General features: G+C 36.8%; 1 protein-coding gene. It reads left to right on the top strand.

The features are described from left to right. Positions 1-258, top strand: a 258-nt coding sequence (locus AB671_RS21225) for a transposase (protein WP_185114154.1), incomplete at both ends; no start/stop codon positions are given.

Below are 258 nucleotides of genomic sequence, written 5' to 3' on the forward strand. Positions count from 1 at the left end.
GAACGAAAAGTGATATCGTTATAAAACATCTTTCAAAAATAAGTAGCAAACTTCGGAAAAAAGCAAAAGAAATCACTCTGGATATGGCTGGTTCTATGAAGCTCATCGCCAAAAGATGTTTCCCCAATGCAATACAGGTTATCGACCGTTTCCATGTTCAGAAGTTAGCCATAGAAGCGTTGCAGGAAATCAGAATAAACCATCGTTGGGAAGCTATTGAACAAGAAAATAATCTTTTGGTGGAAGCAAAACAAAAGA

The sequence above is a fragment of the Chryseobacterium sp. BGARF1 genome, from assembly GCF_001677955.1.
GTDB lineage: Bacteria > Bacteroidota > Bacteroidia > Flavobacteriales > Weeksellaceae > Chryseobacterium.